The organism is Streptomyces sp. Q6, from assembly GCF_036967205.1.
Lineage (GTDB): Bacteria > Actinomycetota > Actinomycetes > Streptomycetales > Streptomycetaceae > Streptomyces > Streptomyces citrinus.
In genome coordinates this window covers 7,672,600-7,697,107 of the sequence record NZ_CP146022.1, presented here as the reverse complement: position 1 = coordinate 7,697,107, position 24,508 = coordinate 7,672,600, and the positions used below count along the sequence as shown (strand labels likewise).

Here is a 24,508-nt window from a genome sequence, read left to right as displayed (position 1 = left end):
CCGTGGAAACCGACGACGTCCCCGTCGGCGCGTCCGGCGCCGACACCGCAGCCCGCGTCCGTGATGTCATCACGGCCGCGGGCGTCAGCCAGCGCGAGTTCGCGCGCCGTATCGTCATGGACCCGTCCAAGCTGTCCCGCTCACTGAGCGGCACCCGCCGCTTCACGGTGGCGGAGCTGGCACGGATCGCCGACGAGGGCCGGATCGACGTGGGCCGGCTCCTCGGGTCGCGGCCCCGCGAAGAGGCGGCGCCCGTCATGGAGCCCGTCGAGTCCGTCGCGGGCGGGCGGCCGCTCCAGATCGTCCGCGCGACGGTCCGGCTCATCGCCGAGCACGGCTTCCACGCGGTGCGGGTCGCGGACATCGCCCGTGCCTGCGCCACCAGTACCGCGGCGATCCACTACCACTTCCCCGGCCGCGCCGACCTGCTCGAAGCAGCGGTGCGCTGGTGCATGGACGAGGACACCGCGCGGCGCGCCGCGCTGGTCGCCGACGCGGACGACGCGGCGGTGGAACTGCGTCAGCTCATCGAGCTCCAGACGCCACGCACCGAGCAGCAGCGCGTCCAGTGGGCGGTCTGGCTCGACCTGTGGGCCGAGGCCGCGCGCTCCACCGCGGTGGGCCGGCTGCACGCCGAGTACTACCGGCAGTGGCGGGAGACCGTCGCCGACGTCGTCCGCAGAGGGGTGGCGCAGGGCGTGTTCCGCGCGGAGGTCGATCCGGAGGCGGCGGCGTTGACGCTGACCGCTCTGATCGACGGCCTGGCGACGCAGGTCCTGGCGGACGGCTCCGGCGGTGGCGCCGACGCGATGCACGCGGCACTGGACACCCACGTCCGGGACTCGCTCCTGGTGGCTCCGTAAGCCCCCACCGGCAACGCATCACACACACCCCGACGGCGCGCGGACCGCGGGGCTCCACAGCGGGCCCCGCACCTCAGGCGCCGGAGGGGCTCGATCTGGGAGACCCCCACATGTCCATCACCGAGAACGTCATCATCACCTGCGCCCTCACCGGCGCCGGTGACACCGTCCGCAAGAGCCCCCACGTGCCCGTCACCCCGGAACAGATAGCCCGGAACGCCGTGGAGGCGGCGGACGCCGGCGCCGCCGTCGTCCACATCCACGTGCGCGATCCGGAGACCGGCGCCCCTTCGCGCGACCCGAAGCTGTACCGCGAGGTCGTCGAGCGCATCAAGGAGACCGGCACCGACGTCGTCATCAACCTCACCGCGGGCATGGGCGGCGACCTCGTCGTCGACCCGGACCAGCCGCTCGCCGGGTTCCCCCTCCCCGGCTCCGACCTGGTCGGCGGCCTCGACCGGCTCCCCCACGTCGAGGAGCTGCTCCCCGACATCTGCACCCTCGACTGCGGCTCGCTGAACTTCGGCGACGGCTCGAACCTCTACGTCTCCACCCCGGACATGCTGCGCGCGGGTGCCCGCCGCATCCAGGAGCTGGGCGTGCGGCCCGAGTTGGAGTGCTTCGACACCGGCCATCTGTGGTTCGCGAAGCAGCTGCTCGCGGAGGGGCTCCTCGACGATCCGTCGGTGTTCCAGCTGTGCATGGGCATCCCGTGGGGCGCGCCCGCCGACCCGGGCGTGCTCCAGTCCATGGTCACCATGCTGCCGGAGAACAGCCGTTGGGCGAGTTTCGCGATCGGCCGGATGCAGATGCCGTGGGTGGCGCAGTCCATCCTGCTCGGCGGGCACGTCCGCGTCGGCCTGGAGGACAACCTGTACCTCGGCAAGGGCACCAAGGCGACCAACGCCCAGCTCGTCGAGCGTGCCGTGACCCTCACCGAATCGATCGGCGCGCGGGTCGCGTCGCCGGACGAGGCCCGGGACATCCTCGGCCTCAGGAAGGCGGCGGCCTGATGACCACCACTGCCCCCACCACCCCCCTTCCCGCGCCGGAGGACGTCCGCCGCGTCGCCTGCGTCGGCGCCGGAGTCATCGGCGGCGGCTGGGTCGCGCACTTCCTGGCCCGCGGCTACGACGTCACGGCCTGGGACCCGGCGCCCGACGTGGCGCAGAAGCTGCGGCGGCTGGTCGACGCGGCCTGGCCCGCGCTCACCCTGCTGGGCCTCGCCGGCGGCGCGTCGCCGGACCGGCTCACCGTCACCGCCACGCTCGAACAGGCCGTCGGGGAGGCCGAGTTCGTGCAGGAGAGCGCGCCCGAGAAGCTCGACCTGAAGCGCGATCTCCTCGCCCGTATCGACGCCGCGGCGCCGCCCGGTGTCGTCATCGCTTCGTCCACGTCGGGCTACCCGATGACGGACATGCAGACGACCGCCGCCGACCCGTCGCGCCTGGTCGTCGGCCACCCGTTCAATCCGCCGTACCTGATTCCGCTCGTCGAGGTCGTCGGCGGCGAGCGCACCGACGCGGCGGCGGTCGCCTGGGCGTCCCGCTTCTACGAGGTCGCGGGCAAGTCCGTGATCACGATGGACCGCGAGGTGCCCGGCTTCATCGCGAACCGGCTCCAGGAGGCCCTGTGGCGCGAGGCGTTGCACATGGTGGCCAACGGTGAGGCGACGGTCCGTGACATCGACGCATCGATCACCGAGGGCCCCGGCCTGCGCTGGGCGGTGATGGGCCCGATGCTGACGTTCGCGCTCGCGGGCGGCGAGGGCGGCATGGCGCACATGCTGGACCACTTCGGTCCGTCGCTGAAGTCGCCCTGGACGCGGCTCCAAGCGCCGGAACTGGACCGGGAGTTGTACGAGGCCGTGGTCGCGGGCTGCGACGAGGCGGCGGACGGGCGCTCCATCGCCGACCTGGTGGCCGAGCGCGACCGGGGCGTCATCGACGTCCTGCGCGCGACGGGCCGTCTCGACGCGACGTCCGACCCGAAGGGGGACCCGCGATGACGCGGCAGACGGCACGGGAGACCCCGGCGGGGGCGCCCCGGCTCCCGCTCCTCCACCGGACGGTCCGCCCCGAGTGGATCGACTACAACGGCCATATGAGCGAGGCGTTCTACGTCCTCGCCTTCGGCCACGCCACCGACGCGATGATGATCGAGACGGGCCTCGACTCCACGTACCGTGAGTCGACCGGATGCTCCCTCTACACGGTCGAGTCGCACATCCGGTACCTGCGGGACGTCCCCGAAGGCGCCCATCTCGCCATCCGTACGCGGGTGTTGGGGGTGGCGGCGAAGAAGGCGCGGTTCACGCACGAGATGTACGTCGTCGCGGACGCGGTGTCCGAGCCGGCTGCGGACGCGGAGCCGGTGGCGACGACGGAACTCCTGGCGGTCCACGTCGACCGGCAGCAGGGGCGCGCGGCCGCGTTCCCGGACATGATCGGCGCCTGCTTCGCCCGCCTCACGGAACCGGCACCGCCGTGGGCGGGCCGGTCCATCGCGCCGGTGTCCTGACGGCGCGGCGCGCCTCAGCGCCCGGTCAGGTTGGCTTCCAGGAGGGGCAGCAGCCGCTCCCAGTGACGCCGCAGGCCGTCCGCGCTGAAGGCGTCGGTGTCGGCCATGGTGAACCCGTGGACGGTGTCGGGGTAGATCTCCGAGGTGTGGCGGACCCCCGCGCCGTCCAGGGCACGGTTGAGCTCGTCGAGGGCCTCGGGCGTCAGGTCGCTCGCGGCGTGGCCGAGGTGGACCTCGGCCGTGATCCGGGAGAGGAACGCGTCCAGGCTCTCGGACGGGTCGGGCACGACGGGTCCGTGGAACGAGGCGACGGCCGCGACCCTGGCGGGGTCGGCCGCCGCGGTGCGCATCGCCAGCAGGCCGCCGAAGCAGTAGCCGAGCACGCCCACCGGGCCGTCCGCGACCTCGGGCCGCGCGGTGAGGAACCCGAGGAACGCGTCGGCGTCGCGCAGGATGTGCTCGCCGGAGTGCCCCTGGAGGAGCGGCATCAGCTCCTTCAGCGCCGTGTGCCGTGCCTGCTCGTCGATGAACTCGGGCAGGTCGATCACGGGCGCCGGGCCGTGCCGGTGGAGGAAGTGGGGGACGAGCACGTAGTAGCCGTGCCCGGCCAGTTCGCGGGCCATCGAGCGCAGCGTGGGGCGGTCGCCGAACGCGTCCCCGTAGAGCAGCACTCCGGGGTGCCGCGCACCGTCGTCGGGAAAGGCGGCGAAGGCGTCGGCCGTGCCGTCCGGAGTGGGGATCCGCAGGTTCGTGAGGGAAGCGGGAATGGTGGATCGTCCTTCCTGATAGGTGGCCGGCGCCCGCGTCGCTCGCGCCGACGGGGGCGGGCCGGCTCCGCCGAACGTACCCGCTGCCGCCGCCCGTGACCAAGGGGAGCGGGCCGCTCCTGCCGGTGCTCGGCGACCCGGCGGCGGGTTCCGTCAGTACGGGCGGTCGCCCGCGACGGCGACGCGCTCGGCGACCCGGCGGTCGTCGCCGTAGTCGGCGACGGCGTAGTGCTGCGTGGCCCGGTTGTCCCAGAAGGCGATGTCGCCCGGCTGCCACGTGAACCGCACCTGGAATTCCGGGACATGGGCCTGCTGGAACAGGATCCGCAGCAGCCGGTCGCTCTCCGCCCGCTCGACGCCGAGGATCCGCGTCGTGAAGGAGGTGTTGACGAAGAGCATCCGCCGTCCGGTCTCGGGATGCGTGCGCACGACGGGATGCGTGACGGGCGGGAACGACTCCTGCCACCGGGCGAGCCGTTCGGGCCCGTAGAACCTGCGGAAGCCGGGCAGGAAGTCGTGCTCGGCGACGGCCCCGTCGACGCGGTCCCGCACCCACCGCGGCAGGTTGTCGTACGCGGCCGCCATGTCGGCCCACAGGGTGTCGCCGCCGAACGGCGGGACCTCGCGCAGCTGCAACACGGCGCCCATCGCGGGCCGTTCGCGGAAGGTGACGTCGGTGTGCCACACGTTCTCGTACGTGGGCACCGACCCGGCGCTCTTGTCGAACCGCACGACGTCGTCGCTGTCGCCGCGCGCGAGCAGCGGGTTGGTCTCCAACTCCCCCCAGTTGAGGGCGAACGCACGCTGGTGCGCGCTGCTGAGGTGCTGCCCGCGGAAGAACAGGACCTTCCATTCGAGCAGGGCGCGGTTCAACTCCCCGCGCAGCGCGGGCGACAGGGGGCGGGCGAGGTCGACGCCGCGGATCTCGGCGCCGATGGTGGCTCCTCGCGGGACGAGGCCGAACAGCTCGTACGGGCGGTCGTCCCAGTTCTCGGGGGTGCGGCGCAGGACGCGTCGGCCCTCGTACAGGCCGTCGTCGGGGATGCGGGCGGGACGCAGGGCGTGGGTGGGCGGGGTGTCCGTCACGGACATGAGCACTCTCCGGGGCACGCGGTGGTGAGGCGGGGGAAGGGCGCCGTACGCGCGCGGCCCGCGACGAGGCGCGGCGGGGCCCGTGGGCGTACGGAGATCAGCGACGAGGGACGAAGGCGTCCGCTACAAGCCGCTGCGCGCGCAACCACATCGGTCCGGCACGGTGGCCGATCCGAACGCGTGGGCGCGATGCGTGAACATGCCCCTCATCCTGCGCCCCGGCGGATCACCAGGTCAAGCGCGTCTCAGGAACGGCGAAGGCCGCCCCCACGACGGTGGGAGCGGCCTTCGGTCGTACGCGTGCGGGTCAGGCCGAGGTGACCGGAGCCGGGAACGTCGGGTACTCGACGCCGGAGACGTGCTGCACGACGCGGATCACCTGGCACGAGTAGCCGAACTCGTTGTCGTACCAGAGGTAGAGGATCGCGTTGTCGCCGTCGACCTTGGTGGCGCCGGCGTCGACGATCGAGGCGTGCCGCGAGCCGATGAAGTCGCTGGAGACGGCGTCGGGCGCGTTGGTGAAGTCGATCTGGCGCTTGAGCGGCGACGTGAGGGAGACCTCGCGGAGGTGGTCGAGGACCTCGTCGCGGGTGGTCTCGCGGCCGAGGCGCAGGCTCAGGATCGCGATGGAGACGTCCGGGACGGGCACGCGGATCGAGCTGCCGGTGATCGGGGCCTTCAGGTCCGGCAGCGCCTTCGCGACGGCGGACGCGGCGCCGGTCTCGGTGATGACCATGTTGAGCGGCGCGGAGCGGCCGCGGCGGTCGGCCTTGTGGTAATTGTCCAGCAGGTTCTGGTCGTTGGTGAACGAGTGGACGGTCTCCACGTGGCCGCGGACCACGCCGTACTCGTCGGCCATCGCCTTGAGCGGCGGCACGATCGCGTTCGTCGTGCAGGAGGCGCAGGACAGGATCTGCTCGTCCGGCTTGATCGTGTCGTGGTTGACACCGTGCACGATGTTCGGGACGTCGCCCTTGCCGGGCGCGGTCAGGACGACCTTGTCGATGCCCGGACGCAGGTGCGTCGACAGTCCCTCGCGGTCCCGCCACTTGCCGGTGTTGTCGATCAGGATGGCGTCGTGGATGCCGTACGCGGTGTAGTCGACCTCGGACGGGTCGTTCGCGTAGATCACCTTGATGGTGTTGCCGTTGGCGATGATCGTGCTGTTCGCCTCGTCGACGGTGATCGTGCCCTGGAACTGGCCGTGGATCGAGTCGCGGCGCAGCAGCGAGGCCCGCTTCACGAGATCGTCGGCGGCCCGCCCGCCGCCCGGGCGGACGACGATGGCGCGCAGCCGGAGCCCGTTGCCGGAGCCGGCCTTCTCGATGAGCAGGCGGGCGACGAGCCTGCCGATGCGGCCGAAGCCGTACAGGACGACGTCGCGGCCCGGGCGGCGCCCGGCGGTCTCCTCGGCACCGTCGGCGATCGCGCCGGCGACGGCGTCGGCGGTGAACTCCTCGACGGAGAGCCCGCGTTCGTCGCCGCGGTACGTCGCGGCGAGCATGCCGATGTCGATCTGGGAGGGCCCGAGGTCGAGCGTGGCGAGGGCGCGCAGGAACGGCATCGTCTCGGTGACCGAGAGCTCCTCGCCGGCTATCTGCCGGGCGAATCGGTGGGTCTTGAGAATGCTGACCACCGACTTGTTCACCAAGGAGCGGCTGTGCAGCAGGACGTTCACGTCCCGCTCACGGTGCAGCTTCCCGATGATCGGGATCATCGACTCCGCGGTCTCCTCGCGGTGCTTCCAATTGGTGAACGAGTCGTCATTGACAGTCACAGTTGCATCTTTCGAGCTAGGCGGCGCTCATATGCTAACCCGCCCGCTCGCGAAGGCTCCGCCGGGGGCGAAGGCCAGGTCGGCGAACCGCTCCCCGATGCGCAGGTGGGTGGCGGCGTCGGGGTGCAGGGCGTCGGGCAGGGGCGCCGCCGCGTGGTCGGCCTCGCCGTAGAGCTCGCGGCCGTCGAGGTGGTACAGGTGCGGGTCGTCGGCCGCGCGCTGCGCCACGACGCGGGCGAGCTCGTCCCGGATGGTGCGCAGCGTGAGCTTCCCGTACGCGGTCTCGGCCGGGTCGCCCGTCGCCATGAACGTGATGCGGCCGGTGCCGAACGACGCGGGGTCGGGGGCGCCGGGGCCCGGGGTGTCCTCGTGGATCGGGCAGAGGATCGGCGAGACGACCAGGAGCGGCGCGGTGGGGTGGCCGTCGCGCAGCGTGTCGAGGAAGCCGTGGACGGCGGGCCCGAAGGCGCGCATCCGCATCAGGTCGTAGTTGACGACGTTGATGCCGATCTTGACGCTGATGAGGTCGGCCGGGGTGTCGCGCATGGCGCGCGCCGTGAAGGGGTCCAGGAGCGCGGCGCCGCCGAAGCCCATGTTGATCAGGTCGGCGCCGCCGAGGGACGCGGCGTGCGCGGGCCAGGTGGTGGCCGGGCTCGCGGCGTCGGAGCCGTGGCTGATGGAGCTGCCGTGGTGCAGCCAGACCGGACGGCCCGTGTCCGCGGCGGCGTCGACGGGGGCGTCGGTGCGCAGGGCGACGAGCTCGGTGGTCTCGTTGTGCGGGAGCCAGATCTCGATGCTCTTCGAGGCGTCGGACAGGCCCGTGAAGCGGACGGTGCCGGGGCGTCCCGGCGTGCGCTCGAAGGTGCCCGCGGCCATGTCGATGCTCACGGTGTGGCCGCCCGCGACACTCCCCTGACCTGCGAGGCGGCCGTCGACGACGAGGTCGTACAGGCCGTCGGGGCGCGCCGGCATCCCCGCGTAGACGCGCTTGGTCGGCACAGTGTCCAGCTCGATCGCGGTGGCACGGGTGCGGAAGGCGAGGCGGACACCGGAGGGCTGGGACTCGGCCATGGCCAGCTGCCCGTCCGTGTTCTGGGCGCGGGCCCGGCCGGGCAGCCGGTGCGGCAGCAGCCCGAGCTCGGTGCGCTCGACGTCGAGGGCGCCGCGCAGCAGCCCGGCGGTGACCGGGGTGGTGATCCAGGGACGTCCGCCGGGGCCGCCGCCCTCGGGGTGCGCGGGGTGTCCGTCGTGCTCGGTGGTCATGGCTCAACCTGTCTGTGTCGTACGGGGTTCGGGCGCAGGCCAGTTCCGCAGGAGCGCGTCCAGGGCGTCGAGCGTGCGGGTCCACGTCTCGTCCGAGTCGGGGGCGCTGTGGCTGAAGCCGCCGCCCATCTCCAGGCTCACGTAGCCGTGGAAGACGCTGCCGAGCAGCCGGACGGCATGGGTCTGGTCCGGTTCGGTCAGGTCGTAGCCGCGAAGCAGTGCGCGGGTCATCTGCGCGTGCCGCACGCCGGCGCTGGCCAGGGCGGCTTCCGGGTCGAGGCGGAACTGGGCGGCGGCGTACCGGCCGGGGTGCTCGCGGGCGTAGTCCCGGTAGACGTTCGCCAGGGCGATCAGGGCGTCCTTGCCGGCCCGCCCGGCGAGCGCCTCGGCGGCGCGGTCGGCCAGCTCCTCCAGGGCGAGCAGGGCGATCCGGGTCTTGAGGTCGTGCGAGTTCTTCATGTGCGAGTACAGGCTCGCGACCTTGACGTCGAACCTGCGGGCCAGCGCCGAGACGGTGACCTGCTCGAAGCCGACCTCGTCGGCCAGCTCCGCACCGGCCCGCGCCAGACGTTCCGGGTTCAGTCCCGCTCGCACCATGAGCACCCTCTCCTTCGCCGAAACTCATTATGCATTTGCCTAAAGCCTTTAGGCAATTTAGCCTCGGCCATATGAAGGCACTGACTGAGCGAGAGATCCGGTCCGCGTTCGTGAATTGCAGCAAGGGCGAGGCCAAGCGCCTGTTCGTGCCGCACGATCTGGCCGAGCGCCCGTGGGACGACCTGGACTTCTTCGGCTGGCGAGACCCGCAGGCGCCGGACCGCGGCTACCTCGTGGCCGAGATCGACGGCGACCTGCGCGCGCTGGCGCTGCGCGCGTCGCACTCGACCGTGGGGCAGACGCGGCGCAGCATGTGCTCGCTGTGCGTGACGACCCACACGGGCGGTGTCTCCCTGCTGGTGGCCCCCAAGGCGGGGAAGGCGGGCAAGCAGGGGAACTCCGTGGGCGCCTACATGTGCAGCGACCTCGCGTGCTCCCTCTATGTGCGCGGCAAGAAGGACGCCGGTGCGGGTTCGCGGCTGCACGAGACGCTCACCCTGGAGGAGAAGATCGAGCGGACGACGGCGAACGTCGCGGCGTTCGTCGCCAAGGTGACCGCCTCCGGGTGACCGTCTGCGGGTGAGCGGCCCCGGTCAGCCGCCGACGATCGCCCCCAGTGTCACGTACAGGAGCGAGGGGCCGAGCAGGCAGCCGACGCCGGTGTAGAAGGTGGCCGTCATGGCGCCGTACGGCACGAGGCGCTTGTCCGTGGCCGCGAGCCCGCCGGCCACCCCGGAGGTCGTGCCGAGCAGTCCGCCGAACGCCATCGCGGACTTCGGGTTGTTCAGGCCGATGAGCGGCGCGACGAGCGGCGTCCCGATCATCACCACGACCGACTTGACCAGACCGGCCGCGACGGACAGCGCGATCACGTCCGAGCTCGCGCCGACCGCGGTGCCGGTCACGGGACCGACGATGTACGTGGCCGCTCCGGCGCCGATCGTCGCCATCGACGCGGCGTCCGTGTAGCCGAAGAGCGAGGCGACGACCGCCCCCACCACGAAGGAGACGAGAACGCCCAGCAGGATGGAGAGCCCGCCCATCAGCCCGGCCCGCTTGATCTCGCGCAGGTCGACCCCGTACGCGGTGGAGACGATCGCGAAGTCCCGCAGCATCGCCCCGCCCATGAGGCCGAGACCCGACAGGGCGGCGAAGTCGGAGAGGCCGTGCTCGCCGCCGGACACCGATCCGCCCCAGTAGGCGAGGACGAGGCCGAGCAGGATGGCGATGGCCGAGCCCTGCAACCGGCCGCGCGTCAGCCGCTTGGACAGCCAGGCGGACACCAGCATCAGGGCGCCGACGACGGCGAAGGCCACGACGAGACCGTTGGCCTCGAAGACCGCGGTGACGCGCTCCATGTCAGGCCCCCTGCTTCTCGTCGGCGGCCGCCGTCTCGGCCACCGGCGTCAGGGGTGGCAGCGGCTCCGCGGGTTCACCGATCCGCGCGAGCACGGGCACCAGGGCGCCTCCGGCGAGCAGCGCGCCGAGGCCGGCCAGGATCGCCATCGGTCCTCCGGTGACGGCCGCGACCACGTTCTGGCTGGACGCCATGGCGATGACGATCGGTATGTACATCGCGCTCCAGAAGAGCACGCCCTGCTCGGTGACCTCGGGGAACCGGCCCTTCTGGCGGAGCCAGTGGGTGACGAGGACCAGCAGGATCATGGCGAATCCGACGCCGCCCACATTCGCGTCGACGCCGACGGCGACGCCGAGCAGTTCACCGACCAACGTGCCTATGAGCAGGCACGCGGCGAGCGCTGCCACTCCGTATATGACCATCGTCTGCTCCACACTGAGAGACACAGGGGACTGGGACAGGGACTGGGACTGCGGCTGGGGCTGGGGCTGGGGGACTTCGGGGATGCGGGGTCCGGTTCGGTGGAGCGGGATCAGCCGTCCGTGCCGAGGAACAGGTCCTGGTAGCGGCTGCGCAGTTCGGCCTTCTGGACCTTGCCCATGACGTTGCGCGGCAGCGCCTCGACGACCCGCACGGCGCGCGGGTGCTTGAAGCGGGCCAGGTCGTCGGCGACGAAGTCCAACAACTCCTTCTCCTCGGGCTCTTGGCCCGCCAGGGGGACGACGACGGCGACCACGGTCTCCCCGAAGTCGGGGTGCGGGACGCCGATCACGGCCGATTCGAGGACCTTGGGATGGGCGTCGAGGAGCTCCTCGATCTCCTTCGGGTAGACGTTGAAGCCGCCGGAGATCACGAGGTCCTTGCCGCGGCCGACGATGCGGAGGTAGCCGTCCTCGTCGACGCGGCCCAGGTCGCCGGTGATGAAGAAGCCGTCCGCGCGGAACTCGGCGGCGGTCTTCTCGGGCATCCGCCAGTACCCGGCGAAGACGTTGGGGCCGCGCACCTCGATGCTGCCGACCTCGCCGTCGGGCAGGGTTTCGCCGGTCTCCGCGTCCACCACGCGGATCTCGATCCCGGGCAGCGGCTTGCCGACGGTGCCGGGCTTGCGCGGTCCGCCCTCGTACGGGTTGGTGGTGTTCATGCCGGTCTCCGTCATCCCGTAGCGCTCCAGGATGGCGTGGCCGGTACGGGCCTCGAAGGCCTCGTGGTCGCTCGCGAGCAGCGGTGCGGAACCGGAGACGAACAGGCGCATCGACGCGCAGGTCTCCGGGCCGAGCCGGTCGACCGTGAGCAGCCTGGTGTAGAAGGTCGGCACGCCCATCAGGACCGTGGCCCGCGGCAGCAGGTCCGTGATCGCCTCGGCGTCGAACTTCGGCAGGTAGTACAGCGAGGCGCCCGCCGCCAGGGTCATGTTCACGGCGACGAAGAGGCCGTGGACGTGGAAGATCGGCAGAGCGTGGATCAGCCGGTCCTCGCCGGTGAACCGCCACGCGTCGAGCAGGGCCCGGCAGTTGGAGGCGAGGTTGCCGTGGGTGAGGACGGCGCCCTTCGAGCGGCCGGTGGTGCCGGACGTGTAGAGGATCGCCGCCGGGTCGTCGGGGCCCGCGTCGACGACGTCCTCGTGGCGGGCGTCCGTGTCGAGGAGGCTGCCGTCACCGTCGACGCCGAGGGTCTCGACGACGAGTTCCTCACCGGCCCGGCGCTCGTGCTCGGCTCGACGCTCCGGTGAGCAGACGAGGACGCGGGGGCGCGCGTCGCCGATGAAGTAGTCCATCTCGGCGCCGGTGTACGCGGTGTTGAGGGGCAGGAAGACGCCGCCCACCTGCAGCGTGGCCAGATACAGGGCGATGGCCTCGGGGGACTTCTCCACCTGCATGGCGACGCGGTCGCCGGGGCTGACGCCGTCCGCGATCAGCCGCGCCGCGATCCGCCGCACGGTCTGCGCGGTCTCGCGGTAGGTGATGCCGCGGCCGTCGGGCAGCTCGAAGAGCACCTTGTCGGGCTGCCGCTCGGCCTGTTCGGTGAACGACCGGTGGACGGTCGAGAAGGGGGTGGGGTCGGGTGTGGGCAGGGACCTAGGCGTGTCGGATGCGGATGCCATCGGAGGGGTGTCCTTCTCGTTCTGCGGTGTCCGGCTCGGGTTCTGGTTCTGGTTCTGGATCTGGATCTGGATCTGGATCTGGATCTGGATCTGGATCTGGATCTGGATCTGGATCTGGATGCAGGGCTACGTCTGAAGCGAGGCGCGCAGCGGGCCTCCGAGGGCCACGGTGCGGTGGCGCACGAAGTCCTCGTGACGGCGCTCCAACTCCTGCGGTTCGTAGCGGTAGTTGATCATCGCTCCGTACGCCTGCCGCCAGGCCCTCGCCGCGCCGTCGGCCGGCCAGTTCAGCTGCCAGGCGGCGGCTCCGTTGCCCAGGTGGAAGCGGGCGACCGGGTCGAGGGGCCGGCCGTCGTCGCGTCGTTCGACGGCGATGTACCGGGCGAGTGCCGCGAACAGCCGGGGCCTGAGCCGCTCGACGTCCGCGGCGGCGAGGTCCCGTACGCCGTCGAAGGCGTCCAACTCGGCGACCAGGGACCGCACTTCGGGGTCTCCGGGGGCGGTCTCGGCGAGCCAGGCACGGAATCCCGGGATCGGGGACAGTGTGGCGAACCGGGTGAGGTGCGGCAGCTGCTCCCCCACCTGCTCGATGACCTGCTTGATGAGGAAGCTGCCGAAGGAGACCCCGGCGAGCCCGTCCAGGGCGTTGTTGATCGAGTACAGCGCGGCGGTGTCCGCGTCCGCGGGGCTGATCGCGGGGCCGGGTTCGAGGAGCGGGGCGATGCTGTCGGGCAGGCCGCGGACGAGGGCGACCTCCACGAAGATCAACGGCACGTCCCCGGTGGCCGGGTGGAAGAACGCGTAGATCCGGCGGTCCTCGGGCAGCAGCCTGCGGCGCAGCTCGTCCGTGGTCGCCATCGGGTGGACCCGTTCGCCGCGCAACAGGTCGCAGTGGAGCGCGTCGGGCGAGTCGCCGGTGACCTCCGCCATGCGCAGGAAGCCGCGGTTGAACCAGGAGGTGAGCAGGTGGTGGAAGTCGTGGTCGAGCGGGCGCAGTTCGGGGTGGTCGCCCATCAGGCGGCGCAGGTCCGCGCGCATGTGGACCAGGGCGAGCGTGGCGTGCGGCGCGTGGTTCATCCGGCGCAGCAGTTGCTGGCGGGCCGGTTCGACCACGTCGAAGAGCCGGACCAGTTCGTCCGCGCCCTGGCCACCGGCGTCCCTGGCCGCCTCCCAGCGGCGGTAGGCGGCGCGGACCCGGTCGGCGTCGACGTCGTAGGTCCGGGTGATGTGGGCGAAGAAGGCGCGCTTGCCCGCGTCGTCGAGTGCGGCGTACGCGTCGAGCGCACGGGCGGCGACCGTGCGCATCGAGGCCTCGCCGACATCGCTCATCAGGACGTCGAGTGCCGGGAACAGCTCGGCCAGGAGCCGGTTGTCATGACGTTCCATCTCCGCCCCTCAAAACGGACGAGAGCGCAGCGAGCAGCTCCGTTTCAGATATGCATCGTGCGCCGTGATGTATATAACGCTCGTACCGTAGGTCACATCAGTGGGCGGCGCCAGCCCTTGGAGCAGCCCGGATAACCTGGGCGGTCGGAGGTGCACATGGTTCGGGTCCCGGAGTCCCAGCGGGTGCGGGACGCATTGGAGAACGCTGTCGTCGACGGTCGCTACCGGCCCGGCGAGCGGCTCGATCCGGTGCGGCTCGAGCGCGAGTTCGGCTGTTCCCGCACGCCGATCCGCGAGGCGCTCCAGGCCCTGGAGCGGTCGGGACTCGTCCGGATCCGGCCCAAGCAGGGCACGTACGTCACCGAGTTGAGCGTGTCCGAGCTGGCCGAGCGGTTCGAGGTGATGGCGGAGCTGGAGGGCATGGCGGCCCGGCTGTCCGCGCGCCGCATAGAGCGGGACGCGCTCGACGCACTCGACAGGGCCCTCCAGGAGTGCGAGACGCACGCCCTGGCCGGGGACGCCGACCTCTACTACTACGCGAACGCCCAGTTCCACGGGATCGTCTACGACTCCTGCGGCAACGACTACCTCGGGCAGCAGGCCCACGCACTCAAGCGGGTCCTCCAGCCCTACCGCCGGTTGCAGTTGCGCGTGCCGGACCGGATGCGGCGCTCGCTCGCCGAGCACCGCGAGATCGCCGGGGCCGTCGCGCGCGGCGACGCCGAGACCGCGGAGAACGCGGCGCGGGACCATGTCCTGGTGCAGGTGAAGGAGTTCAGCCAGCTCGTGCGGACATGGCGGAGTCTCACCGACGCTCCGGACGCCCCGTCGGGCGTCAGGGCGTCGCCGCTCCCGGCGCCGGAATGACGATGTGCAGCGGCTCGCCGCCGTCGGGGACCGGCAGGTTCCAGGCCCGGCGGACCGCGTCCAGGAGCGTACGGGCGCTGTGCGGGGAGACGGCCAGCTCCTGGCGGGCCTCGGCCAGCAGGTTCGGGTCGCCGTCGGGCCCCGTCGCGGCGGCCGCGACGCGCCGTACGGCGAACCCGGGGCCCGCGAAGACCTCCAGGAAGGTCAGCGCCAGGTACGCGTAGGCGGTGGCCTCGTCGACGAGCCTGACCGCGCTCTCCGGGATGCCGGGGGCCGGGGGCAGCGGGTGGAACGCGAAGTTCTGGAGGGCTTCGATGAGTGCCCCGTTCCGCGCCTCGGACGCCCCGGTCGAGGTGCGCAGCAGCGTGGTCAGACCGCGGAAGCGGGTGAGGACCTCACTGCTGCGCGCGGACCACTCCTGCTTGCCGAGCAGGATGCGGAACCCCGCCAGGGTGTCGGCGAGTTCCTCGACCACGAGACGGTGGCAGACGGTGGCCAGCTCGTGCGAGTTGGTGTGCTGCTGCATCTCCACGATGCGCCGGGCGTAGCGGATCAGGTCGCGCGGGATGCCGCCGGACAGGGCGTGCGCGAGCAGCACGTACGGCTCGGGGATGCCTTCGGCGCGCCGGTCGAGGATGGCCTTGGACGCCTCCAGGGTGCACGGCTGGACGTGCAGGACGTCGTCGAGGGAGCTGTCGGTGGCGTCGCGGTGCGGCAGGCCGCGGCGGATGAAGGCGGCGCCGACGTCCTCGGCCACGGAGAGCAGGAAGTGGACGTGCGGGATGCCGAGGACGGCCTTGATCTCGCCGAGGAACTCCAGGGCGCGGGTGTCGGTGCCGAGCCGGTCCAGTTCGTCGACGGCGATCACGACCCGCTTGTCCTTCTCGTGGGCGTCGAGCGCGATCCGGGCGAGCAGGCTCCTGAAGTCCTCGACCAGTTCGGGGAACCGGGGCGGCAGCGAGGTCAGGGACGCGGCGTGCTGGCTGCCCAGGGTGACGACGGGGGCCGCGCCGGTCAGCGTCGTCGTGGCGGTCTGGACGGTGCGCAGTCGCAGCAGTTGCGTACGGCAGTCCTGCACGAGGTCCGGCACCTCGGGTGTGTGGTGCAGCCGTACCCGTACGTTGATCAGGACGACGCCGAGGGCGAACAGGGCCGAGCGGGGCAGATTGCCGGTGTCGAGGACGATGGGCCGGGTGTGCTCGTTGTGCCACAGGTAGGCCAGGGGCGCGGCGATGCCGCCGATGCCCGCTCCCGCGGTGATCACGACAGCGCCCCAGCCCTTCCACCGGTCCCGGCCGCCGCGCATCAGCGTCTTGCTCTTGCCGTACCAGTGCGAGGCCACGAAGAGCGGGACGAAGCTGACCATCAGTACCGCCAGCGGCGCACCGGTGGGCCGGCCCTCCTCGTCCGTCGGGCCGCTCTCCCGGAAATCCGCCCAGTGCCGGGTGATGCTGTCGTCGTAGAGGAAGTCCAGGACGCTCCAGAGCAACAGGCAGAGGCCGCCGAGGACGCACACCGTGTTCCACAGCAGCCGGACCCCCGGGCCGAGCCAGCTGGCCCGGCTCAGCTGGAAGAGCAGGAACGCGGCGAGGAGCAGGACCAGGGCGGCGGTCGGCCGGTTGCCCGCCCAGGAGTTCTCGGCGGCGTCGCGGCCGATCTGTGTCACGTCCACGATGCCGTGCAGGAGCACGCCGCCGTTCCAGTCCTGGAGGGCGCGCAGGCCGGGCGCGACACCGAAGGCCAGGAGGACGAACGCGAGGAGGAGAACCAGCGTGCGGCCCAGCAGGCGGCGCGATCTGCCCGTGGCGTTGCGCAGCATCCTGCGGAACCGGGACAGGTCGTCGTAGCGGGGCGCCTGGTGACCCCGCCACTCGATGTACCGCTCGCAGACGGTGGTGAACAGCAGGAGCAGGAAGTCGTGCGCCGCGTATCCCGCCGGGGCCTGGACGAGCACCGAGAAGTCCTCCGGCTGGGCCGTGTTGCCCAGCAGGGTCGACTTGCCGGCGCCGCGGGGGCCGCTGACGGCGACGGTGCCGCCCTGGAGCTGGCCGAGTTTGGTGTCGAGCCGCTTCATCGAGTCGACGGGGACGACGAGTTCGTCCGCGTACCCCTGCTTGAGGCCGGTGGCGTCCAGGGGGATCCACACCGAGTCGGGGTCGGCGCCGAGCAGGGACGCGATCACGTTGTGGACGTCGGCGGTGAGGTCGGCGCGCCGGAACTCCCTGCGCCACAGCTGGAGTTCGGCCTCACAGAGCAGCAACAGCGGCGGGATGACGGTCAGCGCGACCGCCGCGTCCTTCCCGTACGAGAGGCCCTCGCGGGAGGGCGGGTGCCGGACGACCAGGATGCCGAGCACGACGGTCGCGACGAGGAGCACCGGCCAGGTCCGCGCGAGCACCACTCCCCCGAGGACGAGGCCGACGACCGTGCCGAGCGCGCCGAGCACGAGACCGCTGTGCGGCTCGGCCATCCGCTGCCGCACGGCGCGGTCCGTCCGCCACAGGCCGACCGCGCCGAGCACCAGCACGCCGACCATCAGGAGGACGCCCACGATGCTGCGGCCCAGCACGGCGACGGACAGGAGCGCGGCGCAGAGCACCAGCGCGCGGAGTCTGCGGGTTCCCGTCCGCAGCCACGGTAACGGCGCGGGCCCCAGGCCCCGTTCGTCGCGGTCCTGCCGTGCCCAGCGTCGCGCGCGGAGCACCTCGCGGTGGAGGGCGAGGACGGTGGTCTGGGTGAGACGGGCCGCCGCGAGGAAGCGGGAGTGCTGCCGCAGGGCCCGCGCGATGCGGTCGGGGTCGGTGGTCATGACGTGCTGGACCGCGGCGCGGGTGACGGCGGGCCGCACCCCTATGCGCTCGGTCACGTCGGGCCGGTCGAGCGCCGCGCCCAGCACCTCGTGGTAGACGTCCCGCTCGAACTCGCCCCTGAGTCCGAGCGTCCCTCGTGGCTCCCCGTTCCCCAGCATGCCGTTCCTTCCCGCCAGGACCAGACCTCCATTGGAACGGACGACCGTCGGCCGTGGGGCGGTTCTGCGGATCCCGGTGTCCGGGTCAGTGGGACGGTGTCCCCAGCCGGCCGATGACCCGCGCCATCGCCGACCGCACGGCGTCCCGGGTCTCGTCGATGTGGTCGAGGCCCTCGAAGGCGTGCCGCGCATGCGGTACGTCGATGATCTCGACCGGGGCGCCCGCGGACTCGGCCGCCGTCACGAAGTCCGCGACCGTCGCCGCGATCGCGGGCGCTTCGAGGCCGGCGCGCAGCAGGACGAAGGGCGGGGCGTCCGCGCCCGCCCGTGCCACCGCCTCCACCGGGCGGAACCGGCCGGACGGCAGACCCCAGTTGGGCATCGGCGCCATGATCGGATAGCCGGCCGCCAGGCAGCGCAGCCACGGGGGCCGCGCGCCGATCCACTCCGCGGTCAGCAGTCCGCCGCCGGAGAGGAACCACAGGGCGATCCGGTCCGCGTCGACCCGGGGGTCCTCGCGGACCCGCTCCACGGCCTCGGCCACGTCCGCGGCGGCCCTCGGATAGTCGGTCAGGCCGTACAGCCGGTGGTCGACGGTCACGCCGATCACGCCGCGGCTCGCCGCGTAACGCCCGTATCCCTTGAGGGTCTCCCAGTCACGCGGGGTGGGGATGAGCCCTTCGGGAACGGGGCCGCCGTGCACGAAGACGATCGCGGGCAGCGGGCCGTCGGGGGCGCCGGAGGTCTCGGCGGTCTCGGTGGCCCGGGGCAGATAGAGGTCGATGTTCCCGTGGCGCTCGCGCGGGATGTCGGGGAGGTCCAGCAGGAACGGCCGCTGGTAGCCCGGCAGTTCGGCCGGAGCGTCGGTCTGCGGCACGGCCAGTCGCTCCCCCTCCCCGGCCGCCGCCCGCAGCAGGATGTCGGCGAGTTCCGCCGGACAGGACAGCATCGGCCAGTGGCCGGTGGGCAGTTCGAAGAAGGTCACGCCGGGGCGTGTCAGCACCTGGAGGGCGGGATCGCCGAGACCCACGACGAGGCGGACCATGGCGAGGGTGCTGCCGTTCTCCGCGCAGAGCACGCCGCTGGTCGGGATCTCCGCCGCCGCACCGGTCAGACGCAGCGGCTCCACCAGGGTGCCGAGCGGTTGCGGGGAGCCGAGCGCGGTGAGCTTCTCCCACGTGCTGTCGGGAACACCGGCGGTGCTGCCCCACCGCTGCCACTCCTGCGGCGACGCGGGAACCGGCAGTTCCCCGCCGTCCGGCCCCTGCGCGCCCAGCCGTGCGCGCAACTCCTGGTCGGGGACGACGGCGAGGGCGGGTGCGCCGTCGTTCGGCAGGGCGGAGTCCACGTAGACGATCCGGGCGACGCGCTCCGCCCTGCGGTCCGCCGCGCCGAGCACCGGATACGCCCCGTAGCCGTGTCCGACCAGCACGACGTCCCGGTCGGCCGCGGACCCGGCGGCGTCGATCTCGCCGACGACCTGGCCAATGTGCGTCTCCAGGTCCGCCCGGTCCCCGCTCAGCGGGTCCACGACATGGACCTTCGCGCCCGCGGCCGCCAGCCGCCCCGCCGTCTCGTCCCACACGGCTCCCCCGGTGAAGACACTCGGCACCAGAATGAACACGGTCATGTCCGCTCCTCAGCAGTACGGGTGTACGTCTTCTCGCGCGGCGGCGTCCCTCGTACCGGCCGCGTTCGAGTCGCCGGTAGGTTAGGAACTCCCCCTGAGGGAGGTTCAAGTGACGTTGCCGCCGGAGGGCCTGTGGAGCATCGGCGAACTCGCCGAGCACGCGGGGACGACCGTCAAGACCGTGCGTTTCTACTCGGAACAAGGGCTGCTGCCCGAGCACGCGCGCAGCAGCGGCGGTCATCGCCGCTACGCGCCCGCCGCGCTCGAACGGCTGCGCCTGATCCGGTCGTTGCGCGAACTGGGCCTGCCGGTGTCCGAGATCGGAAGGGTCGTCGAGGAGCGGGCCGGGGCGCAGGCCGTCCTGGAGGACGCCGTCGCCGGGCAGTTGCGCACGCTCGGTTCCCGGCTCCGCGCGCTGCGCTGGCAGGAGGCCGCGCTGCACCTCGTACACGAGTGTCCGCCCGAGGAGCGCGCCGACCGGTTGCGGCTCGTCGGGTCGGTGGGGGCGCCGCCGAGCACGGCACCCGTGGCCGGGTTCTGGCGCGGCTGGCTGCCGCCGCGGATGTCGGCGGCGGCGCGAGCGGCGTTCCTGGAGGTCGCGGTCCCGCAACCGCCCGACGACCCGACGCCCGCCCAGGTCCTCGCCTTCGCGCGGCTGTACGCGCTGGTCACGCGCCCGTGCTCGGACGCGGAGCCGAGCCAGCCCGCCGCGCACGAGAAGGCCGGGGCCCGCGAGTCCGCGCTGCTCTACGCCGGACTCGCCGAGGCGTACGAGCTGGCGTACGGGGATCTGCGCGCGGGGCGAACTCCGTACGCGGGCGAGGCACTTGACTGCTTCGTGGAGACGTACGCGCGGGTGCACGGGCTGCGCGACACCCCGGACTTCCGTCGCGGGCTCGCGGGGCAGCTCGCGGTCGACCCGCGGCTCGACGGCTACTGGGAACTGGTCGCCGAGCTGACGACGCCCGCGGGCGCGCCGCCGGAGCCGACGCCCGGGTCCGCGCACGACTGGCTGCTGGCGGCGCTCGACGCGCAGGTCGGACAGGCGGCGGCCTAGGGACTGCCCGCCGGGGGGACGGGAGAGGCCGCCGAGTTCGTTGGTGCCCACAGGGCCGCGACGTGGTCGGCGTCCTCGCCGCGCAGCATGGCGTCGAAGGCGCGCAGGGTGAGCAGGGCGCGTTCGCTGTTGTCGCCGCCGGGGAGCGCGTCGGGGCCGTGCCCGCTGACGCGCCTGCGGCATGCGCGGGCGGTCTGTGCGCCCTTCCCTCCTGGTACCGGTCATCGGGGTTCGGAAGCGGTTCGCCACAGTTCCCTCGCTCGCGGCGGAGGCGTGGACGGCGCCCCCGCGGCCGGCGCCCTTCGGGAGGGCGTGCGCCGGGCCGGCGCTCACTGTCCGTGAGTCACCCGAGTGGCCCGCACAGCCCTGCCGCGTCACGGTGCCCACGGTCTACTGCTCTGGGGCGGGCCAAGACCGAACACGTGAGCACGTACGGGACGAGGTGGCCGGATGGCAGCCCAGACAGTCGAGGCGGAACCCGAGACCGGGACCAGGCACGGGACCGGGGCCGGGGTCGAAGCCGGGACCGAGACGGAGTTGATGATCGCGGCGTCGGTGCTGCTCGCCGACGCCGCGCTCGCCGCCCGGCAGACCGGCGCCGAACTCACGGCGGCCGCCTCCAGCTGGCGGGTGGGGCTCGAAGCGGTGCGACGCCCGGGGTGGGGTTCGGCGCCGCGGTCGCCGCCGCCCGCGCGCTGACGAACCCCGCCGGTCTCGGCCTCGCCGCGAACGGCGGGCTCGTCGGCGAGACGTTCCGGTCGCTGGGCGCGATGGCCCGCCGGCGGCCCGCCTGCGTGGCGATGGCGGTCGACGCGTTCGCGCTGCGCATCGAGGCCGCGGCCCGCGAGCACCCGAACCTGGCGGATCCGCTGGCCCGCCGGCTCACGGCGGCTGTGATCGGCGGCCGCCGCGTCGAGGCGCTGCGCACCGCCCGCAAGCTGGTCGACCTGATGGGAGTCACCCGCACCCTGACCACCGTCAGCCCGGTGATCATGGAGCTGCTCGCGCTGAACGGGCTCCTCGACGAGAACCCGACCAACGACAGCTTCGCGTGGGTGACGCTGGGCGGCGGAGTTCCCACCACGGAGCCGTTCTTCGGTCTGCCCGCCGGGCTCATCCGGCACTTCAACCCGGGTCCCGGACGGGCCGAGCGGGTCGCGCCCGACGCGATGCTCGCCCAGGTCCTGACCCGCTCGGCCAACGACATCGTCAGCTACCTCGACGACATCTCCGCGCTCGGCAACCACGGTCTCGCCCTGTTGCGCAGGGTCGCGTGCGCGGACGGCGCCACACGGCACGTGCTGCTACTGCCGGGCACGAGTTTCGGCCGGGTGAGCAACAGCACCCCGCAGGACCTCGTCGGCGCGTTCGACGGCGTACTGCGCACCGACACGACGTACACGCGGGCGGTCAAGAACCTGCTGACGCGGGCCGGGGTCCCGGCCGGCTCAGAGCTGCTGGTCGTGGGACACAGCCTCGGCGGGATCACCGCCATGAACCTCGCGTGCGACCTGGACGTCGTGACGACGTACCGGCTGACGCACGTGGTCACCGTCGGTTCGCCGATCGACAACAAGCGGCCCGTGGACCCGTCGGTGCAGATCGTGAGCCTCGTCAACAAGCACGACGTGATCCCCGGACTCGACGGGCGGGGCCCCGCCGCCGCACGCGACGTCCCCGACGGCTGGCTCGAACTGACCTGGCTGGACGAGCGGTACGACTACCCGCTGTCGCACGCCCCGCAGGCGTACGCGGGCACCCTGAGCGGCGACACGCTGCCCCACCGCGGCCGGGTCAACGACCTGCTCGCCGCCTACGAGGGCGAGATCGTCTCCAACCAGCCCTACCAACTGCTCGACAAATGACCGGACGGAGACCATCGATGAACGCCGGTGACACCACCACCGCCCCCCGCCGTCCCGCCACGGCGTGGCCTCTGGAGAACGCGCTGGTCAGCGCGGCCTTCGCGGCCCAGCGGTGGTCCTGGATCGACGCCCCGGCCCGCGCCCTCGGGCTGACGTCCTTCACGCGGCGGCAGCTGACGCGGCAGGGGCTGGCGCAGATCCGGCGCGCGGCGGACGGGCGGCCGACGCGGCTGCGCACGGCGTTCGGGACGTTCCTGATGCCGTTCAGCGTGGACGACGCGTTCACGCTCGTCGGGCGGGCCGAGGAGGCGGGGGCGCGGGGCCGGGTCACCGCCCTCAGCGACGAGGGGCGCCGCTCGACGCTGAGCCCGCATGCCGCGCCCGAGCTGCCGTTGCGCGCCCTGCTGCCGCGCGTGCGCTCCCTCGCCGTCGAAGAGGCCCGTGAGCTGCTCGCCGCGCGGCAGGCCGACGGGAGCGTGTCCCGCGACGACTGGTGCGCCGTCACCCGGCGGCTCGCCCGGCGCCTCGTCCTCGGCGACGCCGCCGCCGACGACCCGCTCATCGGCGACATCCTGGAGGCCACGCTCCGGTCGACCGAGCCGGACGAACACGCCGACCGCGCTGCGGCGTTGCGCCGCCGCGTCGAGCCGTACGTCCACGACACGCACGCCACTCCCCCGGCCATCGGGGACGACGCCGTCGTCGAGCACGCCCTGGAGATCGTCACGCGCGCGCTCACGGAGACGGCGCCGCAGGCCCTGGCGCTCCTGACGGTCAGGCCGCCGCTGCCCGGAGCGGACCACATCGAGCTGACGGTCACCGAGGCGCTGCGCCGCTATCCGCCCCTGGCCGCCACGGTGCACGAGGTGACGGCGCCGTTCGCGTGGCGGGACATGACCGTCGAGACGGGCACGGAGATCCTGTGCGCGACCGCCTGGCTCCGCGACCTGGACGAGGACGAGGGGCTCGTCCCGGCATCGGAGGACCCGTCGACAGCGCTGTGCGCGGCGCCCGCACCGTGCGCCGCCGCCGAGCTCGCCGTGTCCGCCGCCGTCGAACTCCTGCGGGCCCTGACGCGGCGCGCCGAGCCGGTCCTTTGCGGCTCGCGCCTGGACCCCGAGGCGCTGCCGGGCACGCTGCCCGCGGCGTCGCTCACCATCGCCCTGGCCGAGACCGGCGCGGCGTCCCCGGCGAAGGTTCCGGGCCCGGTCTGCCGGGCGCGACGGCCGGGCCTGCCGCCGGGCGGGGTGCCCCGCACTACGCGGCGCTCGTGTCGGCGAGCGCCCGGAGCCTCCAGGAGCACGCGCGCCGCCTCGCGCAGTGCGCGCGGCAGCCGGGCTGGGACCACGACGCCTTCGGCGAGCAGTGCCGTATGACGCTGCTCGCCCACGCCGAACGCTGCACGCGCGCTGCCGCCGACGCCCGCAAGGCCGCCGAGTGGCTGGCGCATTGAGAGTCCGGCCCTGAAGGCCCTGAAGGCCCCGAAGGCCCCGAAGGCCCCGAAGGCCCCTGGCCCCCGTCCGTCCGGCGGACGGGGGCCAGGGGTCCTACCAGAACGGGGTCGTGCGGCGCCGCAGATCGCGGTCGATCATGCCCTGCACGGTGAACCACGCCTCGTCGCACAGCCGTCGCGTCACCGCGGCGCGGCGCGCGAAGGACGCCGGTGCGGGCGGCGCGGGAATCGGCTCGCCGACCGTGACGAGCCATTTCGCCGGCAGCGGCAGCAGCGTCGTGACGGGGAAGTACGGCAGGTCGAAACGGCGGGCCAGCGCCCTGATCTCGCCGAGCTTCGGGTACGTCTCCTCGGCGCCCACCACGGACACCGGGACGATCGGCGCGCCGGTCAGCACCGCGGTGGCGGCGAAGCCGGGGCTGAAGGGCCGCAGCCGGTAGCGCCGCGAGAAGTCCTTGCCGACGCCGTCGGTGCCTTCCGGGAAGACACCGACGAGTTCGCCCCGCGCGAGGAGGTCGTGGCCCAGCGTGGGGTCGTCGGTGAAGGCGCCGTGGCGGCTGACGTACGCCGCGAGCGCCGGGACCCGGTACAGGAGCGGCGACACGTAGAAGTGGACCGAGCGTGCCGTGCGCTCCCGCAGGAGTTTGTGGAGGACGAGGCCGTCGAGCCCCCACGCCCCCGAATGGTTGGACACGAGCAGCGCCGGGCCTGTCGCGGGGATGTGCTCGGTCCCGGAGACCTCGACGCGGAAGTATCCGTCGGCCAGCCGGCCGAGCACGCCGTCGACGGCGTCGCTCCGGGCCTTGTCCCGCTCTGCGGAGTTCTCCTTGATCACAAGGTCCCACTTTCTGCTGAAAACGGGAGACCGCAAGGCTAAAAGTGCCATTGAGGTGGTCTGTCTAGATTGTCCGTCCCTGTACCGTCCCGCATCTCCCCGTCACA

General features: G+C 72.7%; 23 protein-coding genes. 11 read left to right on the top strand and 12 right to left on the bottom strand.

Annotated features, from left to right (window positions below; translation table 11 throughout):
• Window positions 1–2 precede the first annotated feature (2 nt).
• The 4 genes from V2W30_RS35275 (at window position 3) to V2W30_RS35260 (ending at window position 3,383) form a co-directional block, all read left to right on the top strand.
• Window positions 3–863 carry a TetR family transcriptional regulator C-terminal domain-containing protein gene (locus tag V2W30_RS35275; RefSeq protein WP_338702661.1) on the top strand — a complete coding sequence of 287 codons (861 nt, stop codon included), beginning with the start codon at window positions 3–5 and terminating at the stop codon, window positions 861–863.
• Between the two features lie 110 nt (window positions 864–973).
• Window positions 974–1,876: a 3-keto-5-aminohexanoate cleavage protein gene (locus tag V2W30_RS35270; RefSeq protein ID WP_338702659.1), complete on the top strand. Its 903-nt coding sequence runs from the start codon at window positions 974–976 to the stop codon at window positions 1,874–1,876.
• A complete protein-coding gene (locus tag V2W30_RS35265) occupies window positions 1,876–2,871 on the top strand; it encodes a 3-hydroxyacyl-CoA dehydrogenase NAD-binding domain-containing protein (RefSeq protein ID WP_338702658.1) in 996 nt (331 codons plus the stop codon). The genes V2W30_RS35270 and V2W30_RS35265 overlap by 1 nt, the downstream gene beginning before the upstream one ends.
• Entirely contained in the window at window positions 2,868–3,383 is a 516-nt protein-coding gene (locus tag V2W30_RS35260; protein WP_338702657.1) for a thioesterase family protein, read from the top strand. The genes V2W30_RS35265 and V2W30_RS35260 overlap by 4 nt, the downstream gene beginning before the upstream one ends.
• Window positions 3,384–3,397: 14 nt before the next feature.
• Here the strand turns inward: V2W30_RS35260 and V2W30_RS35255 are convergent, their stop codons facing one another.
• The 5 genes from V2W30_RS35255 to V2W30_RS35235 form a co-directional block, all read right to left on the bottom strand.
• Window positions 3,398–4,129: a dienelactone hydrolase family protein gene (locus tag V2W30_RS35255; protein ID WP_338703883.1), complete on the bottom strand. Its 732-nt coding sequence runs from the start codon at window positions 4,127–4,129 to the stop codon at window positions 3,398–3,400.
• A gap of 174 nt (window positions 4,130–4,303) precedes the next feature.
• Complete coding sequence (locus V2W30_RS35250) at window positions 4,304–5,242, bottom strand: TauD/TfdA dioxygenase family protein (RefSeq protein WP_338702656.1); 939 nt, start codon at window positions 5,240–5,242, stop codon at window positions 4,304–4,306.
• Between the two features lie 307 nt (window positions 5,243–5,549).
• Window positions 5,550–7,019: a glyceraldehyde-3-phosphate dehydrogenase gene (locus tag V2W30_RS35245; protein WP_338702655.1), complete on the bottom strand. Its 1,470-nt coding sequence runs from the start codon at window positions 7,017–7,019 to the stop codon at window positions 5,550–5,552.
• A gap of 27 nt (window positions 7,020–7,046) precedes the next feature.
• Window positions 7,047–8,282 carry a GDSL-type esterase/lipase family protein gene (locus tag V2W30_RS35240; protein WP_338702654.1) on the bottom strand — a complete coding sequence of 412 codons (1,236 nt, stop codon included), beginning with the start codon at window positions 8,280–8,282 and terminating at the stop codon, window positions 7,047–7,049.
• Between the two features lie 3 nt (window positions 8,283–8,285).
• Window positions 8,286–8,879 (bottom strand): TetR/AcrR family transcriptional regulator, encoded by a 594-nt coding sequence (locus V2W30_RS35235; protein WP_338702653.1) that lies wholly within the window; start codon window positions 8,877–8,879, stop codon window positions 8,286–8,288.
• Between the two features lie 71 nt (window positions 8,880–8,950).
• On the opposite strand from V2W30_RS35235, the gene V2W30_RS35230 reads away from it, so the two are divergent.
• The gene (locus tag V2W30_RS35230; protein ID WP_338702652.1) at window positions 8,951–9,448 is read left to right on the top strand and encodes an FBP domain-containing protein; all 498 of its coding nucleotides are present in this window, start codon (window positions 8,951–8,953) and stop codon (window positions 9,446–9,448) included.
• Window positions 9,449–9,472: 24 nt separating this feature from the next.
• On the opposite strand, the gene madM is transcribed toward V2W30_RS35230, so the two are convergent.
• From madM to V2W30_RS35215, 3 genes are all read right to left on the bottom strand, one after another.
• On the bottom strand, window positions 9,473–10,237 hold the full coding sequence (gene madM, locus V2W30_RS35225; RefSeq protein WP_338702651.1) for a malonate transporter subunit MadM: 765 nt from the start codon (window positions 10,235–10,237) through the stop codon (window positions 9,473–9,475).
• A 1-nt stretch (window position 10,238) separates the two neighbouring features.
• Complete coding sequence (gene madL, locus V2W30_RS35220; RefSeq protein WP_338702650.1) at window positions 10,239–10,661, bottom strand: malonate transporter subunit MadL; 423 nt, start codon at window positions 10,659–10,661, stop codon at window positions 10,239–10,241.
• A gap of 110 nt (window positions 10,662–10,771) precedes the next feature.
• On the bottom strand, window positions 10,772–12,340 hold the full coding sequence (locus V2W30_RS35215; RefSeq protein ID WP_338702649.1) for a malonyl-CoA synthase: 1,569 nt from the start codon (window positions 12,338–12,340) through the stop codon (window positions 10,772–10,774).
• Window positions 12,341–12,347: 7 nt separating this feature from the next.
• On the opposite strand from V2W30_RS35215, the gene V2W30_RS35210 reads away from it, so the two are divergent.
• Window positions 12,348–12,476 carry a hypothetical protein gene (locus V2W30_RS35210; protein WP_338702648.1) on the top strand — a complete coding sequence of 43 codons (129 nt, stop codon included), beginning with the start codon at window positions 12,348–12,350 and terminating at the stop codon, window positions 12,474–12,476.
• Here the strand turns inward: V2W30_RS35210 and V2W30_RS35205 are convergent.
• Window positions 12,467–13,726, bottom strand: coding sequence for a malonyl-CoA decarboxylase domain-containing protein (locus V2W30_RS35205; protein WP_338702647.1), 1,260 nt, complete (start codon window positions 13,724–13,726; stop codon window positions 12,467–12,469). The two genes, V2W30_RS35210 and V2W30_RS35205, sit on opposite strands and share 10 nt — an antisense overlap.
• Before the next feature lie 156 nt (window positions 13,727–13,882).
• On the opposite strand from V2W30_RS35205, the gene V2W30_RS35200 reads away from it, so the two are divergent.
• Window positions 13,883–14,593 carry a GntR family transcriptional regulator gene (locus V2W30_RS35200; RefSeq protein ID WP_338702646.1) on the top strand — a complete coding sequence of 237 codons (711 nt, stop codon included), beginning with the start codon at window positions 13,883–13,885 and terminating at the stop codon, window positions 14,591–14,593.
• Here V2W30_RS35200 and V2W30_RS35195 read toward each other — a convergent pair.
• Both V2W30_RS35195 and V2W30_RS35190 read right to left on the bottom strand, forming a co-directional pair.
• Window positions 14,562–17,561, bottom strand: a complete 3,000-nt coding sequence (locus V2W30_RS35195) for a P-loop NTPase fold protein (protein ID WP_338702645.1) — start codon at window positions 17,559–17,561, stop codon at window positions 14,562–14,564. The two genes, V2W30_RS35200 and V2W30_RS35195, sit on opposite strands and share 32 nt — an antisense overlap.
• Before the next feature lie 85 nt (window positions 17,562–17,646).
• Window positions 17,647–19,191, bottom strand: a complete 1,545-nt coding sequence (locus tag V2W30_RS35190) for an alpha/beta hydrolase (RefSeq protein ID WP_338702644.1) — start codon at window positions 19,189–19,191, stop codon at window positions 17,647–17,649.
• Window positions 19,192–19,300: 109 nt separating this feature from the next.
• Here V2W30_RS35190 and V2W30_RS35185 point away from each other — a divergent pair, with 109 nt between their 5' ends.
• The 4 genes from V2W30_RS35185 to V2W30_RS35170 all read left to right on the top strand — a co-directional run bounded on the left by V2W30_RS35185 (window position 19,301) and on the right by V2W30_RS35170 (window position 23,489).
• The gene (locus V2W30_RS35185; RefSeq protein WP_338702643.1) at window positions 19,301–20,248 is read left to right on the top strand and encodes a MerR family transcriptional regulator; all 948 of its coding nucleotides are present in this window, start codon (window positions 19,301–19,303) and stop codon (window positions 20,246–20,248) included.
• A gap of 450 nt (window positions 20,249–20,698) precedes the next feature.
• Window positions 20,699–20,947, top strand: a complete 249-nt coding sequence (locus tag V2W30_RS35180; protein ID WP_338702642.1) for a hypothetical protein — start codon at window positions 20,699–20,701, stop codon at window positions 20,945–20,947.
• Window positions 20,908–22,113: a lipase family protein gene (locus tag V2W30_RS35175; RefSeq protein ID WP_338702641.1), complete on the top strand. Its 1,206-nt coding sequence runs from the start codon at window positions 20,908–20,910 to the stop codon at window positions 22,111–22,113. Before V2W30_RS35180 ends, V2W30_RS35175 begins: the two co-directional genes overlap by 40 nt.
• A gap of 17 nt (window positions 22,114–22,130) precedes the next feature.
• On the top strand, window positions 22,131–23,489 hold the full coding sequence (locus tag V2W30_RS35170; protein ID WP_338702640.1) for a hypothetical protein: 1,359 nt from the start codon (window positions 22,131–22,133) through the stop codon (window positions 23,487–23,489).
• A 171-nt stretch (window positions 23,490–23,660) separates the two neighbouring features.
• Here the strand turns inward: V2W30_RS35170 and V2W30_RS35165 are convergent, their stop codons facing one another.
• Window positions 23,661–24,401 carry a 1-acyl-sn-glycerol-3-phosphate acyltransferase gene (locus V2W30_RS35165; protein ID WP_338702639.1) on the bottom strand — a complete coding sequence of 247 codons (741 nt, stop codon included), beginning with the start codon at window positions 24,399–24,401 and terminating at the stop codon, window positions 23,661–23,663.
• Window positions 24,402–24,508 lie beyond the last annotated feature (107 nt).

Coding starts and splice junctions, on each gene's coding strand:
- madM (WP_338702651.1), bottom strand. CDS start 10,237: ATGGAGCGCGTCACCGCGGTCTTCGAGGCCAACGGTCTCGTCGTGGCC.
- madL (WP_338702650.1), bottom strand. CDS start 10,661: ATGGTCATATACGGAGTGGCAGCGCTCGCCGCGTGCCTGCTCATAGGC.
- V2W30_RS35265 (WP_338702658.1), top strand. CDS start 1,876: ATGACCACCACTGCCCCCACCACCCCCCTTCCCGCGCCGGAGGACGTC.
- V2W30_RS35190 (WP_338702644.1), bottom strand. CDS start 19,191: ATGACCGTGTTCATTCTGGTGCCGAGTGTCTTCACCGGGGGAGCCGTG.
- V2W30_RS35170 (WP_338702640.1), top strand. CDS start 22,131: ATGAACGCCGGTGACACCACCACCGCCCCCCGCCGTCCCGCCACGGCG.
- V2W30_RS35195 (WP_338702645.1), bottom strand. CDS start 17,561: ATGCTGGGGAACGGGGAGCCACGAGGGACGCTCGGACTCAGGGGCGAG.
- V2W30_RS35205 (WP_338702647.1), bottom strand. CDS start 13,726: ATGGAACGTCATGACAACCGGCTCCTGGCCGAGCTGTTCCCGGCACTC.
- V2W30_RS35270 (WP_338702659.1), top strand. CDS start 974: ATGTCCATCACCGAGAACGTCATCATCACCTGCGCCCTCACCGGCGCC.
- V2W30_RS35200 (WP_338702646.1), top strand. CDS start 13,883: ATGGTTCGGGTCCCGGAGTCCCAGCGGGTGCGGGACGCATTGGAGAAC.
- V2W30_RS35230 (WP_338702652.1), top strand. CDS start 8,951: ATGAAGGCACTGACTGAGCGAGAGATCCGGTCCGCGTTCGTGAATTGC.
- V2W30_RS35235 (WP_338702653.1), bottom strand. CDS start 8,879: ATGGTGCGAGCGGGACTGAACCCGGAACGTCTGGCGCGGGCCGGTGCG.
- V2W30_RS35215 (WP_338702649.1), bottom strand. CDS start 12,340: ATGGCATCCGCATCCGACACGCCTAGGTCCCTGCCCACACCCGACCCC.
- V2W30_RS35240 (WP_338702654.1), bottom strand. CDS start 8,282: ATGACCACCGAGCACGACGGACACCCCGCGCACCCCGAGGGCGGCGGC.
- V2W30_RS35250 (WP_338702656.1), bottom strand. CDS start 5,242: ATGTCCGTGACGGACACCCCGCCCACCCACGCCCTGCGTCCCGCCCGC.
- V2W30_RS35260 (WP_338702657.1), top strand. CDS start 2,868: ATGACGCGGCAGACGGCACGGGAGACCCCGGCGGGGGCGCCCCGGCTC.
- V2W30_RS35180 (WP_338702642.1), top strand. CDS start 20,699: ATGGCAGCCCAGACAGTCGAGGCGGAACCCGAGACCGGGACCAGGCAC.